Annotated in this window: 12 protein-coding genes and 1 pseudogene; 9 read left to right on the top strand and 4 right to left on the bottom strand. The window is 61.6% G+C overall.

What is annotated here, in order from left to right; all coding sequences use genetic code 11:
* The first annotated feature begins 19 nt into the window (after positions 1-19).
* From FJ434_RS11675 to FJ434_RS11650, 6 genes are all read left to right on the top strand, one after another.
* A complete protein-coding gene (locus FJ434_RS11675; protein WP_140747020.1) occupies positions 20-1111 on the top strand; it encodes an ABC transporter ATP-binding protein in 1092 nt (363 codons plus the stop codon).
* 61 nt (positions 1112-1172) lie between these two features.
* Positions 1173-2432: an extracellular solute-binding protein gene (locus FJ434_RS11670; RefSeq protein WP_181165891.1), complete on the top strand. Its 1260-nt coding sequence runs from the start codon at positions 1173-1175 to the stop codon at positions 2430-2432.
* Positions 2432-3340 (top strand): sugar ABC transporter permease, encoded by a 909-nt coding sequence (locus tag FJ434_RS11665; RefSeq protein WP_140747018.1) that lies wholly within the window; start codon positions 2432-2434, stop codon positions 3338-3340. The genes FJ434_RS11670 and FJ434_RS11665 overlap by 1 nt, the downstream gene beginning before the upstream one ends.
* Positions 3337-4155 (top strand): carbohydrate ABC transporter permease, encoded by an 819-nt coding sequence (locus FJ434_RS11660; protein WP_140508165.1) that lies wholly within the window; start codon positions 3337-3339, stop codon positions 4153-4155. Before FJ434_RS11665 ends, FJ434_RS11660 begins: the two co-directional genes overlap by 4 nt.
* A gap of 97 nt (positions 4156-4252) precedes the next feature.
* The gene (gene iolG, locus FJ434_RS11655; RefSeq protein WP_140747015.1) at positions 4253-5245 is read left to right on the top strand and encodes an inositol 2-dehydrogenase; all 993 of its coding nucleotides are present in this window, start codon (positions 4253-4255) and stop codon (positions 5243-5245) included.
* 24 nt (positions 5246-5269) lie between these two features.
* Complete coding sequence (locus tag FJ434_RS11650; protein WP_140508169.1) at positions 5270-6208, top strand: sugar phosphate isomerase/epimerase; 939 nt, start codon at positions 5270-5272, stop codon at positions 6206-6208.
* 39 nt (positions 6209-6247) lie between these two features.
* Here FJ434_RS11650 and FJ434_RS11645 read toward each other — a convergent pair whose 3' ends face one another.
* The 4 genes from FJ434_RS11645 to FJ434_RS11630 form a co-directional block, all read right to left on the bottom strand.
* Positions 6248-6439 carry a hypothetical protein gene (locus tag FJ434_RS11645; protein ID WP_140508170.1) on the bottom strand — a complete coding sequence of 64 codons (192 nt, stop codon included), beginning with the start codon at positions 6437-6439 and terminating at the stop codon, positions 6248-6250.
* 484 nt (positions 6440-6923) lie between these two features.
* Positions 6924-7472, bottom strand: coding sequence for a hypothetical protein (locus tag FJ434_RS11640; RefSeq protein ID WP_140747012.1), 549 nt, complete (start codon positions 7470-7472; stop codon positions 6924-6926).
* 10 nt (positions 7473-7482) lie between these two features.
* A complete protein-coding gene (locus tag FJ434_RS11635; RefSeq protein WP_140714600.1) occupies positions 7483-8658 on the bottom strand; it encodes a zinc-dependent alcohol dehydrogenase in 1176 nt (391 codons plus the stop codon).
* A gap of 518 nt (positions 8659-9176) precedes the next feature.
* Positions 9177-10292 (bottom strand): PHB depolymerase family esterase, encoded by a 1116-nt coding sequence (locus tag FJ434_RS11630; RefSeq protein WP_140747009.1) that lies wholly within the window; start codon positions 10290-10292, stop codon positions 9177-9179.
* Between the two features lie 593 nt (positions 10293-10885).
* On the opposite strand from FJ434_RS11630, the gene FJ434_RS11620 reads away from it, so the two are divergent.
* The 3 genes and pseudogenes from FJ434_RS11620 to FJ434_RS30605 form a co-directional block, all read left to right on the top strand.
* Positions 10886-11179: a helix-turn-helix transcriptional regulator gene (locus FJ434_RS11620; protein WP_281405578.1), complete on the top strand. Its 294-nt coding sequence runs from the start codon at positions 10886-10888 to the stop codon at positions 11177-11179.
* A 396-nt stretch (positions 11180-11575) separates the two neighbouring features.
* Positions 11576-11989: a hypothetical protein gene (locus tag FJ434_RS30185; RefSeq protein ID WP_246675989.1), complete on the top strand. Its 414-nt coding sequence runs from the start codon at positions 11576-11578 to the stop codon at positions 11987-11989.
* A gap of 362 nt (positions 11990-12351) precedes the next feature.
* A pseudogene (locus FJ434_RS30605) lies at positions 12352-12547 on the top strand (hypothetical protein); the annotation flags it as partial.
* Positions 12548-12754 lie beyond the last annotated feature (207 nt).

The raw sequence follows: 12754 nt of genomic DNA, 5'->3' as shown, positions 1-12754 counted from the left end.
GGGGCGCTAGGGAGCGGCAATGAGTTCTGTCCTGTACCAAGGTGTGGTCAAGAACTACGGCGCGCTGAACGTCTTGCGCTCGCTTGACCTTGCCGTCCCCGACCACATGTTCCTGGCCCTGCTCGGTCCTTCGGGTTGCGGTAAGACGACGGCGTTGCGCATCCTTGCCGGTCTCGACATGCCGAGCGCCGGCAAACTTTTCATCGGCGAGCGCGAGGTCACCCGGCTGCAGCCGCGCGACCGCGACATCGCCATGGTGTTCCAGAGCTATGCGCTCTATCCTCAGATGACGGTTGGCGAGAACATCGGCTATCCCTTGTGGATCCGCAGCATGCCGGACGGCGAGCGTCGCGCCAAGATCGGCGAGGTCGCAGCGGTTCTCGAGATCGGCCACCTGCTCGATCGCCGGCCGCGCCAGCTCTCGGGCGGCCAGAGGCAACGGGTGGCGCTTGCGCGTGCCATCGTCCGCGATCCGGCGGCCTTCCTCATGGACGAGCCGCTGTCGAACCTGGACGCAAGGTTGCGCCTGACCATGCGCGGCGAGATCAAGCGGCTTTGTCAGCGGCTCGGCGCAACCACCCTCTATGTCACCCACGACCAGGTCGAGGCTTTGACCATGGCGGACTTCGTCGCGGTGATGCACGCCGGTGAGCTGCAGCAGATGGCGCCGCCGGGAGATATCTACGATCGCCCAGCCAACCGTTTCGTGGCCACCTTCGTCGGCAATCCGCCGATGAACATCCTTCCGGTCGCGCTTGCCGAACAAGGCATCGCGATCGGTGGAACGCTGGTTCCGATCCCCGCTGCCCGACTGGCGGCATGCCGTGTGGCGCAAGTGGTCGAGATCGGGCTGCGGCCGGAAGACATGAGCGTTTCGGCACCGGGCGCGCCCAACGCGCTGCCTGGTGAAATTTATGTTGTCGAACCCATGGGCAACGAGACGTTGGTCAATGTTCGCATCGGCGGCGGCAATGTCTCGGTCCGCGCTGGCCGCGACTTCAGGGGCGCGGTGGGCGCCAATATCGCGGTCACTTTTGATGTGTCGAACGCATGCTTCTTCAATTCGGCCGGCCTCACGGCCGTCCACAGGGTCAACAGTGATGGAGAGTGAAATGACGCAGTCCAGCAGAAGCAGACTTACTCGCCGCTCCGTACTCAAGGGAGGACTTGGCTTGGCGCTTGCCAGCACCGCCCTTACCGTACTCGGCCTGCCTGTCCCGGCCAGGGCGGCCGGCAAGAAGGTGATCATCGGCGCTTTCGCCGATGGCGGCCTGACGCCGTTCAAACAGAAGATCATCCCGCTGGCCAAGGATGCCGGCTTCGACATCGAATTCCTCGAGGATGAATATGGCGTGACGCTGGAGAAGTGGTTCGCCGACGCCAAGAACAGCGCCGGCCAGTACGACCTCTATCTTCTCGACGATCCATGGGTGCCGCAGTTCGGCGCCGCCAATGTGCTCGAGGATCTTGGAGCGGCCGGCATCGACGGCGGCGACAAGGACTGGATTGGCTCGATGATCGACATGGGCTACTGGCCGCCGCAGAAGGGCGCACGCGTGAAAGGCTTCGAAACCGCCACGCCGACGCTGATCTGCGTGCCGTTCGTCGGCGATCTGCAGACCCTGACTTACCGCAACGACGTCTACACGAGCGGTGCGCCGAAAACCTGGGACGAGGTCATCGCCAAGGGCAAGGAAGGCGTGGCGGCGGGCAAGATCAAATATCCGGTCGTGTTCCGCGGCGTTTCCGGCAATCCGATCGTGACCAGCTGGTACCCGGTCTTCCTGTCATTTGGTGGCTCCTTCTTCGACGACAAGTGGAACCCGGTCTTCAACTCCGCCGAAGGCAAGGCCTCGGCAGAATTCTTCGTCGGCACCATGAAGCAAAACGCGCCGAGCGGCGTCGTCGAGTTCGACTCGGACCAGGAAGGTGCGGCGATCCTCGGCGGCGAAGCAGGCGCGATCATCCAGTATTCCGGCAATGCGCTGAAGGCCGACGATCCGACACAGACCAAGGTGGCTGGCAAGCTCGATTTCGGCGTCGTGCCGAAGCACACTGCGGCGATCGCCCAGATGGGCATCTTCATCGCCGGCATTCCGAAATCGGCGCCCAACAAGGCCAATTCGGTCGAATTCCTGAAGTGGTATGTCAGCGCCGACATCCAGGCCAAGCTGTCGGAAGCAGGTTCCATTCCGGTCAAGCGCAGCGCCTTCGGCATTGCCAAGCCCGGCAACCGGCTGATCCCGGTCGCTCTGCAGCAGCTCGACGCCGGCGCCCTGCCGAGGCCGCGCACGCCAGACTGGGCCAAGGTCGAGGAACTGCTCGGCATCGAACTCAACAAGGCGCTGCAGGCTGGCTCGGGTGGCGGGGCCGCATTGGACAATGCCGCCAAGCAGGTCAAGGACTACCTGTCTTCGGTCGGCTACTATTGATGGGAAACGGCGGGACGCAGAGCCGCAAATATCGTCTGCAGGGGGCGGGGCTCGACCTCGCCCTCCCTTATCTCATGCTGGCGCCAGGCCTGCTGATCGTGCTTGGCGTGCTCGTCTATCCCTTGTGGGACGGTCTGCGCGCCAGCACCAAGGTCTATCGCTACGGCTCGGTCGTCGCCGATGTCGGCACGCATAACTACATCCAGCTGTGGAGCGACCCGCAGTTTTTGAACTCGCTCTGGGTGACGGTCGAATTCGTCGCCCTGTCGGTCACCTTCGAGGCGATCCTGGGCTTTGCCCTGGCGCTATTTTGCCTGCGGGAATTTCGCGGCATCCGCTTGCTCAGAACCATTCTGATCATCCCGATGGTGATCACGCCGGTCGTCGTCGCCATCGTCTTCCGGCTGATCTACGCCAGCGACGCCGGTATGCTGACGGCAATCTCCGAGTGGACGGGCGGCGGCCAGGTGCAGATCCTCGGCAGCCCCGTCAAGGCCTTCATCGGCCTCGTCGTTCTCGATGTCTGGGAATGGACGCCGCTGATGTTCCTGATCCTGCTGGCCGGCCTGCAGTCGCTACCGCACGAACCCTTCGAGGCCGCCCGGGTCGACGGCGCCGGCAACTGGCGCGTGTTTGCCGACCTGACCTTTCCGATGATGCGGCCCGTGCTGGCGATCGCCATCGTGCTTCGAACGATCGACGCCTTCGGCACGTTCGACCAGGTATTCGTGCTCACCCGGGGCGGACCGGGCGAGGCGACGCGGTTGGTCTCGATCTACGGCTATGACACCGCCTTCAAATTCCAGCAGACGGGCTATGCGGCGGCACTGTTCGTCACCATCGGTCTCGTCGTGCTTGCCCTGGCCTTCAGCGCCGTGCGGCTTTTGCGCAGGGTCGACGCATCATGAACAGTCGTCTGGCCCGCATCGGAGTAATGAGCGCGGTGCTGACTATCGTGCTCTTGCCCATCTACTGGCTCGTCTCGACCTCGCTGAAGTCCAATCGCGAGATCACCCAGGAAGGCACGCTCTATCCGCATGTTCCGACTCTGGACAATTACATTAGGCTGTTCACGGAGAAGCAGTTTGGCGCCTATCTGACCAACTCGCTGGTGGTGACATTCTTCTCCGTGGCGATCGCCCTGGTCGCCGGCGCCATGGGGGCCTATGCGATCGCCCGCTTTCGCCTGCCTTTCGCCATGGAGCGCAAGGTCGGATTGTTCCTGCTGACGCTGCGCATCGTGCCGCCGGTCGTCATCCTGATCCCGGTCTATCTGCTGATGCTCAAGCTCGGCCTGCTCGACAGCTGGTTGGGTTTGATCGCCACCTACACCGCCTTCAACATCACCTTCTGCGTCTGGATGATGGAGAGCTTCTTTCGCGAAATCCCCGTGGATCTCGAGGAAGCCGCCATGGTCGATGGCGATTCCCGTTTCGGTGCGTTCCGGCGCATCACCCTGCCGCTGGCAGCACCCGGCCTCGCGGCGACCGCCATCTTTGCCGTGCTTGTCACTTTCAACGAATTCCTGTTCGCGCTGGCGCTGACGGCCACGCCCCGGGCGATGACGATGCCGCGCGGCACCGCCACGCTGATCGGCCGCATCGACACCGACTGGGCCTCAATGTCGGCGGCCGGCGTCATCGGCGCGCTGCCGATCGTCTTCTTCGCGCTTCTGGTGCAGCGCCATCTGGTTCGCGGGCTGACCATGGGAGCCGTGAAATGACGACCCGGCTGGGCAGCCACTCACCTCAATCAAGTCGCCGTCCCGGCCACGTTCAAGGCCGCGCGACACCACGCGGCCTTTCAGGGAAATCAAACCCATGATCGATGTCTGTCTATTCGGAGCGGGCCTTATCGGCCAGGTGCATGCAGCCAACCTGGCGCGCCATCCCCGGGTGCGCCTGCGCTACATCGTCGATCCGAACACCGAGGCCGCTGCGAAGGTCTCTGCCCTGACAGGAGCTGAAATCGCCGACACCCAGACCGTGATGAATGACCCATCGGTTCGCATGGTGTTCATTGCTTCGGCAACGAGAACGCATGCGGACCTGGCCATGGCCGCGGCCGCCAGAGGCAAGGCGATCTTCTGTGAAAAGCCAATCGATCTTGATCTCAAGCGCACGGATCAATGTCTGGCGGCTGTCGAGAAGGCAGGTGTGCCCTTTCAGATCGGATTCAACCGTCGGTTCGACCCGAGTTTTCGGGCGCTGAAGGCCCGCCTTGCGCAAGGCGAGATCGGCGCCATTGAACAGGTCATCATCACCAGCCGGGATCCGGAACCGGAAACCGAGGAAGCGCTGGCAGGGGGAGGGGGCGTCTTCCGGGAAATGACCATCCACGACTTCGACATGGCACGAAACCTGTTGGGCGAGGAGCCGGTGGAGCTCTTCGCGACCGGGTCGTCACTTGTCGCGCCGCAATATGCCAAGCTGGGGGACTACGATACCGCGATGTTCGTGCTGCGCACGGCGTCCGGCCGGCAATGTCACATCAACAACAGCGTCAGGGCCGCCTACGGCTATGACCAGCGCATCGAGGTGCATGGCGCGGATGGGATGCTGCGGGCCGGCAACAGGGAGCCGACATCGGTCGAAATATCAGGCGCAAAGGCGATATCGCGCGACAAACCATATTACTTTTTCGTTGAGCGCTATGCCGAGTCCTATGCCGCCGAGATCGATCATTTCATTATCTGCGTCGAAACAGGGCGACGGCCCGACGTCTCGGCAAGCGACGGCCGGAAAGCGATGATCCTGTGCGAGGCCGCGCTTGCCTCCGCTAGGTCGGGCAGGTTCGAGACCGTCAGGTTTTAGTGCAATCGAACGAGGAGCTTCCAGATGAAGATCGGGATGATTACGGACAGTCTCGGCGACCTCTCATTCGACGAGATGTTGCGCGCTTCGGCCGAGCTTGGACTGCAGACATTGGAGTTCGCCTGCGGCAACTGGTCGTCCGCGCCCCATATCGACCTGCAGGCCATGCTGGCGAGCGCTGCCACGCGCAAGGACTTCGTTGCCAAGGTCCAGGATCACGGGCTGACGATTGCGGCGCTCAATTGCTCGGGCAATCCACTGCACCCGGGGCCGCAGGGCAAGGTCCACCATAGCGTGACACAGGACACCATCCGGCTGGCCGGCCTGATGGAGATTGATCGTGTAGTCATGATGTCGGGCCTGCCGGGCGGGCCGGGTGACGCCAACCCGAACTGGATCATCACCGATTGGCCGCCGGAATGCCTCAAGATCCAGCGCTATCAGTGGGAAGAGCGGATAATTCCCTACTGGCGCGACCTCGTCGCGTTTTCAAACAACCTCGGCATCCACAAACTATGCCTGGAACTGCATGGCCATCAGTCCGTGTACAATGTCCAGACATTGTTCAAGCTGCGTGACGCTGTCGGAGAAACGGTCGGCGCCAACTATGACCCTAGTCATCCGCTGTGGATGGGGGCGGACCCGATTGCCGCCATCCGCACGCTCGGCTCGGCCATCTACTATGTCCACGCCAAGGATACCCGAATCGAGCCAATCACCGCGGCCATCGACGGCACGCTCGATCCGCGCCCACCAAACCTCTATGCCGAACGGGCCTGGAATTACATCACACTCGGATACGGTCACGGTGAGACCTGGTGGCGGCAGTTCTGTACCGCGCTCAAGCAGGTTGGCTACGACGATGTCTTGTCAATCGAGCACGAGGACATGATGCTGACCCCGATGGAAGGTATGCGAAAATCGGTTGCGCTCCTGCGCAATGTCGCAATCAACCTTTCATAAAGCGGGAACTTGCCTATGTTCGGGCACGGAAGCGGCCTCCTACTGACTAGTTCTCGGCGTGGCTGAAGACGACAGTACCGCTGTCCTTGCGAACTTCAACGCATATGACGCCGTCGTCAACCCTTCGGTCTGGAACATGGCGATTGCGTGATCTTTGGCCGTCTTTTCAGCGTCAAAGGTCACCTTGTCAAAAACGCCCTGCCGTCCGTACCAGATCACTGTGAACGCCATTTCCGGCTCCTCGGAATGAAGCGCCTGCCACAGAGGTCAACACGGTGTGTAGCAATGGCCTAGTCGCCGTCGCAGCTTGGAGGCTTGGCGCCGTCCAACCAACATTGTCAACCAGCGCGTTACTCGCGCTGGCGCTCATTTGGAAGTGGACCCGACATCATGCGTAGGGCGGCGCGATCGTCCTTTGGGCCGCGCTGGCCAGATTGATACGGCCCTGACGCAGCCCTGGAGCAAGATCCTGCAGAAGGGTCGCGGGACACAATCGAGCGCGAACTCGACCGGACAGAGGTCAGGGATGGCTCCGATTGGGCAGAGCGCTCCCGAAGATGTCTGCAAAGACAGGTAGCGGAAGCGGCGGAGTTGCCCAAGCGAGGCTCGCCCTGACGGGTTTCCAGAACCTGGCCTAGGCAGGAAACACGTCGCGCGATCCTGATGGACCTCGCACGCGGCCATCCGGCTCGCGTCGCCTGGCGCCGCGACCTGTTCAGGCGGCCCCGGCTGCTGAAGTACGACCCGCGCGGGCCGCTTGCCGGGCGGCGGCGAGGCCGCCCGGGAAGCCGGTGCGATCGCTGTAATCGCGCGGTTTGACGTGGCCGCGAGAATGACGTGTGGTTACGCCTTGCGCGCCGACGAGGTCGAGCAATGCCACGCCGCCGACTATGGCAAGTGCAAGGCCCACATTGCCGCGCTTCGGATTTTCATGCCGAAACGCGGGCAATAGCGTTGCGATGTCCAGTACATCACCCGCTACCCGGCTCCACATCCCCGCCGGCTTGTCCACCGAAAGCGAGAGTATGCCGCTGCTGATTTCCCGAGTCCCATAAGCCCGAATCAGGCTTTCCTTCCCACTCATACCGAGCGCGCCGGCAACCCTGTCTGCCGCTACGAGTTCGAAGACGCCCAGCGCTATACTGAGCCAGCCTAGCTTGCGCGCGAGGCTGTCGGCCGCGCCGATCACGCTCGGGCCGATCTTCAGCACTTTGGGATCGCCAGGCAATCTGCTGATGTTGGTGAGTTTTGCAACCAAGTTCATGACGTTTTTCCTACGGTTTCAGTACCACCTTGATGCAACTGTCCTGCTTGTTGCGGAACACCCGGTACATGTCGGGCCCCTGGTCGAGCCCCACGGTGTGGGTAATGACGAAAGACGGGTCGATTTGACCCTCCTCGATGCGGCGCAGCAGATCGTCCGTCCAGCGGTTCACATGCGTCTGTCCCATGCGGAAGGTGAGCCCCTTGTTCATTGCCTGCCCCATCGGAATTTTGTCCAGCAGACCGCTATAGACACCCGGGATCGAGATCACGCCGGCCGGCCGGCAGACGTAGATCATTTCGCGCAGAACGTGCGGCCGGTCGTTTTCACTCAGCACCATCTGCTTTGCGCGGTCGTAAACGGTGTCCGGCTGGGCGAGCGAAACGTGGCTTTCCATGCCAATGCAGTCGATGCACTTCTCCGGACCCTTGCCGCTGGTGAGCTCGTTCAGCCGTTCGACGACACTCTCCTCAGCGAAGTTGACGGGTATGGCGCCGCCTGCCGCGGCCATCGAAAGCCGTTCCGGCAGGTAATCTATGGCTACGACCTGCCCCGCACCGAGCAGTAGCGCGCTGCGGATCGCCATCTGCCCGACAGGGCCGCAGCCCCACACGGCAACCGTATCGGTGGGCTCTATGTCGCACTGGGCAGCTGCCTGCCATCCCGTGGGGAGGATATCCCCGAGGAAAAGCGCCTGCTCGTCGGTCAGAGTGTCGGGCACCTTGATGTGCGTCGTGTCGGCAAACGGCACCCGCACATACTCGGCCTGTCCGCCGGGATAGCCGCCGGTCAGATGGGTGTAGCCGAACAATCCCGCCGTCGCGTGCCCGAACACCTTCTCGGCAAGGTTCTTCTTGCGATTCGTGCGTTCGCAAACGGAGAAATTCTGCCGCTTGCACTGGTCGCACTGACCGCAAATGATGGTGAAGGGTACGACGATGCGGTCCCCCTTTTTGAGAGCGCCGTTGACCCCCGAGCCTATCTCGACGACTTCTCCCATCATCTCGTGACCCATGATGTCGCCGGGCAGCATGGCCGGCACAAAGTTGTGGTACAGATGGAGATCGGAGCCGCAGATCGCACAACTCGTCACCTTGACGATCGCGTCGCGTTCATCCTCAATCTCGGGATCGGAAACCTCGTCGCAGCGTATGTCTTCCTTGCCGTGCCAGACCAACGCTCGCATAGGTCGCTCCTCTATTCGCCAGGTCCTTATGGCGGCCTCACGCCTCTCCGAAGCGAGCCGCTGCAGTTCGGTTGGTCGACTGTGCCCGCTGCCGTCCAACCTCGACGGTCGTTCTATGTTCCGGGACAAGGACGAATCTTTCGCTTGTGCCGGCCGGAGACCGGCGCCTGCGCCAAATCATCGCCTAGTGTTCCCGTTGGGCCGCTTGCAGTCAGCTGGCAGGCTCATGGCGGCTTTAGACTGCGGTGGCGAAGCCTGGGATAATAATCTGGATTTCCACCGGGGAGCCCAGCTTCGGCCCGACCATGATCAATTCAATTGTCCAGAAGCAGCTTCAGGGTGTGATCCTGCGGGAGTGGAGGGTTTAAAGTTCAACAAAAGCGTTCCCGGCACACCTGACCTCCCGACGCCAAGGATGCCTAAAGTCGCGCGTTACTGTAACGGTCCCGTTTTCGAATAGGGAGCCTCGGGGGCTGGCCTGAAACAAAAGTTGTGCCGATTGAAGTATGGCCGTTACTCTATTTCATTAAGCCGGCAGCGCGAAGAGCGTCTTCGATAATCTGACCAGGGCCGGCGTCCGGGCCGCTCGGCGGCTGGAACGGCGGGTGCGCGACCGCCAAAGGGGAGTGTCGCGCCGATCTCGTCGATGGATGGGCGTCTGGCGACTGGCCCTCAGTGCCGGCTAGTCCCCAAAACCGGGAGATAAGCGAAGTGGATGATATGCCGGTGTCGATCATAAAAGGTCCGCCGTCACTCAAGCCGTCTGCCGAGTCCACAGGTGTCCCGTGCGCCATACCTGGGATGAGGTAGGATTCGATGACTTCCTGATTCGTAGCATCCCTCCAAACGTCGCGGCGATAGCCCTGCCGCTCCGCGGTGTCGGCTTGAGCTTCGCTTTGTCCATGAAGTGCAAGCCATTGCCGGACGAGTTGGTCGGAATTGACGGGACTGACCGTCGTGTCGGCGCTTCCATGCCAGACGGAGAGCTTCGGCCACGGTCCGGAGTGACCGGACGCCTGCTTGACTGCCGACGCCAACTGCTTCGCGGTTGGGCCGCCATGACCTCGCATACGGTCGAATGCCTGCGGCAAGGTAGTGGCGCTGCCATAGGGTAGACCAGCTATGATGGCCCCGCCCGCAAAGACTTCCGGATAAGTGGCCAGCATCGCGGCGGCCATTGCCCCGCCAGCGGAAAGTCCGGTGACGAAGATCCCAGTCCGGTCCACATCGTTTGCGATGACTACGGCCTCTATCATTTGCCGGATCGAAAGTGCCTCACCCGAGCCTCTTCGGGTGTCGTCTGGGGCGAACCAGTTGAAACAAAGATTGGCATTGTTGCTACGCTGCTGTTCTGGATAGAGCACGGCAAAGCCCTTGCGATCTGCCATCCTCGACCAGCCCGCGCCGCGGTCATAGGACACAGCCGACTGCGTGCAGCCATGGAGAGCAACGACCAGAGGTGCATCCGCTGCCAGGTCCTTGGGGCGGTATGTCCAGCCCCGCAACCGTCCTGGGTTGGACCCGAACGCCTGAAGTTCGGAAAATCGATCCCTTCCGACGTCACCGGCCACGAACGAGTTGCTTTGCTTTCGCCGAGCAGCCAAGCGTGCGACGGTATCGGTGAGACTTCTCATGTCGGCATCCTTTTGCGTGAAATCCAAAGCAGATCAAACACCGGAACGCCGCCTTTCCAAGTTGGTTGCTGCGCTGCAGCATAAATACCTGCCTCTGCGAACAGGTTTTCTCCTGCGCATCCATTCTGGCGAACACACCTCGCCTTGGGGCCGGAGCGGGCGGGGTAATGACGGCACATTCAGGTCATGTGCAACCATCCTCGGCTCGCCGCATGCGAAGAGAGCGGTCCGGGGGGCTGGTGACCTTGTCCTCTGAGGCGCTGCGAACGGATCGCGGCTACTACTCTGCCAACGAGAAGATGCATCACTATCCGGCGAGGCAGCGCGACTATCGGATTTCCTCGCGCTTCGACCAGTCGCTGCCGATCCTGGTGTCGGCCCGGGCGCCATCCCAATCGAGGATCAGCTGGGTGCGGAACCCGTCATACTTGATCGCGTGGATCCAGTCGTCGCCCGATCAAGAGCACGGCGGAACAAACGACAATCGGCCCTCGCCGGCATGCTGAGAGCCGCTTCCGTTCCGTTAGCGCGCGCTGAAATACTTCGGGAACCTTCCGCACGGTCCGCTGTTCGTCGGCAAGGAGGTCCATGAAGTGCGAAACCTGACGGCAGAGCAGTCGCGAGCAGCAAGAGCGCTATTGAACTGGTCGCGAGTGCGGCTTGGCGCCAAGTGCAATCTTAGCGAAGCGACGATCAGCGAATTTGAGAACGGGGTAAGGAAACCGCATCCCCGCACTGTCGCCGCCTTGCTCCTGGCTTTCGAAGGAGCCGGAATTGTCTTTCCCGCCGAAGGGGGCCCATTACTAGCGCGCTCTGAAGGGCAGACTAGTCGCCGGACCGGCAATAGAACGTGGCGCCGCCGGCAGACAAATCGCGCGGCGGAATGAAGAAAACTCCACATATCGATGAGGGAAAAGTGAGGGTGAACCTTGGCATTTTTAAAGGAAGGGACCGCCACGGAAGCGCTCATGCCGTCCGACAAACGTAAGCGAAGGTTCGCTTTTCGCCCTTGGTCTCCGTGACACGCACCCAGCTTTCCTCCTGGCGCCTGACAGGCTGGCCGATGTGTGCCCCTGCCGCTTTGAAGGGAAGCTGTGCGATGACCATGCTCGAAGACACAGCCGATCCGGCGGCCATGATCTCACCCGATACTGCGGCACCTCGCGCCCCCTTGCCACCAACCGCCAGTCAATTAGCTGTAGCTAAAAGAGTTCCGGAACTGCATACTGCATGCGCGACGCAACAAAGCTACCACTTTGCAACCTCATCGGAATGCAGCGACGATGACGAAGTATCAGGTCGAAGAGATCTACAGCAATACAGTCGTGTCGTCTGGCACTGTCGTGGAGAGCGATCCTATGAAAGCCGCCGAGGCCGCCGCCGGACAACAAAGAGTGTCGCCAAGAGCACTGCAGGATCATTGGTTCCGGGTGGTCGATGAAGAGAAAGCCACCGCGTATGAGTACAGCTTGGTCGGACCTGACGAACGTCCAGACCTCTTGGAATGGAGTGAGCACTCCGACTTCGGTCCTCCGATTCATGGCAAGGTGCACGGACTTGAGCTCACCAACGAGGGCGATCACTTCTACAACTGTCCCGCATGCGGTCAGCCCGTCGATCAGCGCGATTTGGGCCAAGTCTTCTGGCATGAAGTGCCCGGCCATGAGCCGCTGGAGCGAAGCCCGAGGCGAAGGTGATCCAGTTTCCTAAACGGAAATGAGACGCCGCCGGCCGGGCCAGCCGCGAGCGCCAATCACCGGACGCTTCGCGTACCCGCATCTTGCCCCAACGCAATTGGCCCGCGCCCTGGCAGAAAGGCGCGGGCCGGCCAAACCTACCCGCTTGGCCAGCAGCAAAGGGACTCGGCTGCGTTCGCCCGAACTTGTCGCGCGTCCGGCTGTTCCCGTCCGGAAAGATAAAAGCTTTCCGCAGCAGCCACGCGCATCATGCACCGCACTGGCGGGCCGAATTCTCCTTTAAGTATTCTACTTCTTTCCATGCACCCATGTAAGTCGAATGCTTGCTGCGACCGATACTGCGAGTGGTACGGTGGTGTCGAATTGGAGGCCTTGTAAATGTCGACCCAGAACACGAACCGCTACGAAAAGAACTCGACCAGGGCCTTGTATCGGAATCTCAAGCGCGCCGGGACTTTTCTTAAGAGGGCGGGGCGTTTCGCTGCGGTCTCGCCGCTGGCTGTAACTCTCCTGCTCGGCACAAGCTTGAATTCCAAGGCGATTGCCAAATCAGGCGGATCACGTCCTGGCAACGGATGAGGGGACAAGGACCACACCCACTCTGGCCCTCCCGGTTGACTCCACATTCAAGCCCAGCGGCGGGTCTCACGGGGATCGAGGTCAGGCGATCCCAAGTAGGCCCCCTGCTGCCAACCCCTAGTCAATCATCAGCTTTAGCTAAAACAGTTCCGGAACTCTTACCATGGCGGGATGTTGCTTGCCCCA

This window comes from Mesorhizobium sp. B2-5-13, from assembly GCF_006440535.1.
Lineage (GTDB): Bacteria > Pseudomonadota > Alphaproteobacteria > Rhizobiales > Rhizobiaceae > Mesorhizobium > Mesorhizobium salmacidum.
Note: the sequence above shows the minus strand (reverse complement) of the source record. Positions and strands in the feature narration are given on the sequence as shown.

What these genes read in the sequence shown, in the direction of transcription:
- FJ434_RS11640 (WP_140747012.1), bottom strand. Translation starts at nt 7,472, where the DNA reads ATGAACTTGGTTGCAAAACTCACCAACATCAGCAGATTGCCTGGCGAT.
- FJ434_RS11635 (WP_140714600.1), bottom strand. Translation starts at nt 8,658, where the DNA reads ATGCGAGCGTTGGTCTGGCACGGCAAGGAAGACATACGCTGCGACGAG.
- FJ434_RS11630 (WP_140747009.1), bottom strand. Translation starts at nt 10,292, where the DNA reads ATGAGAAGTCTCACCGATACCGTCGCACGCTTGGCTGCTCGGCGAAAG.
- FJ434_RS11665 (WP_140747018.1), top strand. Translation starts at nt 2,432, where the DNA reads ATGGGAAACGGCGGGACGCAGAGCCGCAAATATCGTCTGCAGGGGGCG.
- FJ434_RS30185 (WP_246675989.1), top strand. Translation starts at nt 11,576, where the DNA reads ATGACGAAGTATCAGGTCGAAGAGATCTACAGCAATACAGTCGTGTCG.
- FJ434_RS11675 (WP_140747020.1), top strand. Translation starts at nt 20, where the DNA reads ATGAGTTCTGTCCTGTACCAAGGTGTGGTCAAGAACTACGGCGCGCTG.
- iolG (WP_140747015.1), top strand. Translation starts at nt 4,253, where the DNA reads ATGATCGATGTCTGTCTATTCGGAGCGGGCCTTATCGGCCAGGTGCAT.
- FJ434_RS11660 (WP_140508165.1), top strand. Translation starts at nt 3,337, where the DNA reads ATGAACAGTCGTCTGGCCCGCATCGGAGTAATGAGCGCGGTGCTGACT.
- FJ434_RS11650 (WP_140508169.1), top strand. Translation starts at nt 5,270, where the DNA reads ATGAAGATCGGGATGATTACGGACAGTCTCGGCGACCTCTCATTCGAC.
- FJ434_RS11645 (WP_140508170.1), bottom strand. Translation starts at nt 6,439, where the DNA reads ATGGCGTTCACAGTGATCTGGTACGGACGGCAGGGCGTTTTTGACAAG.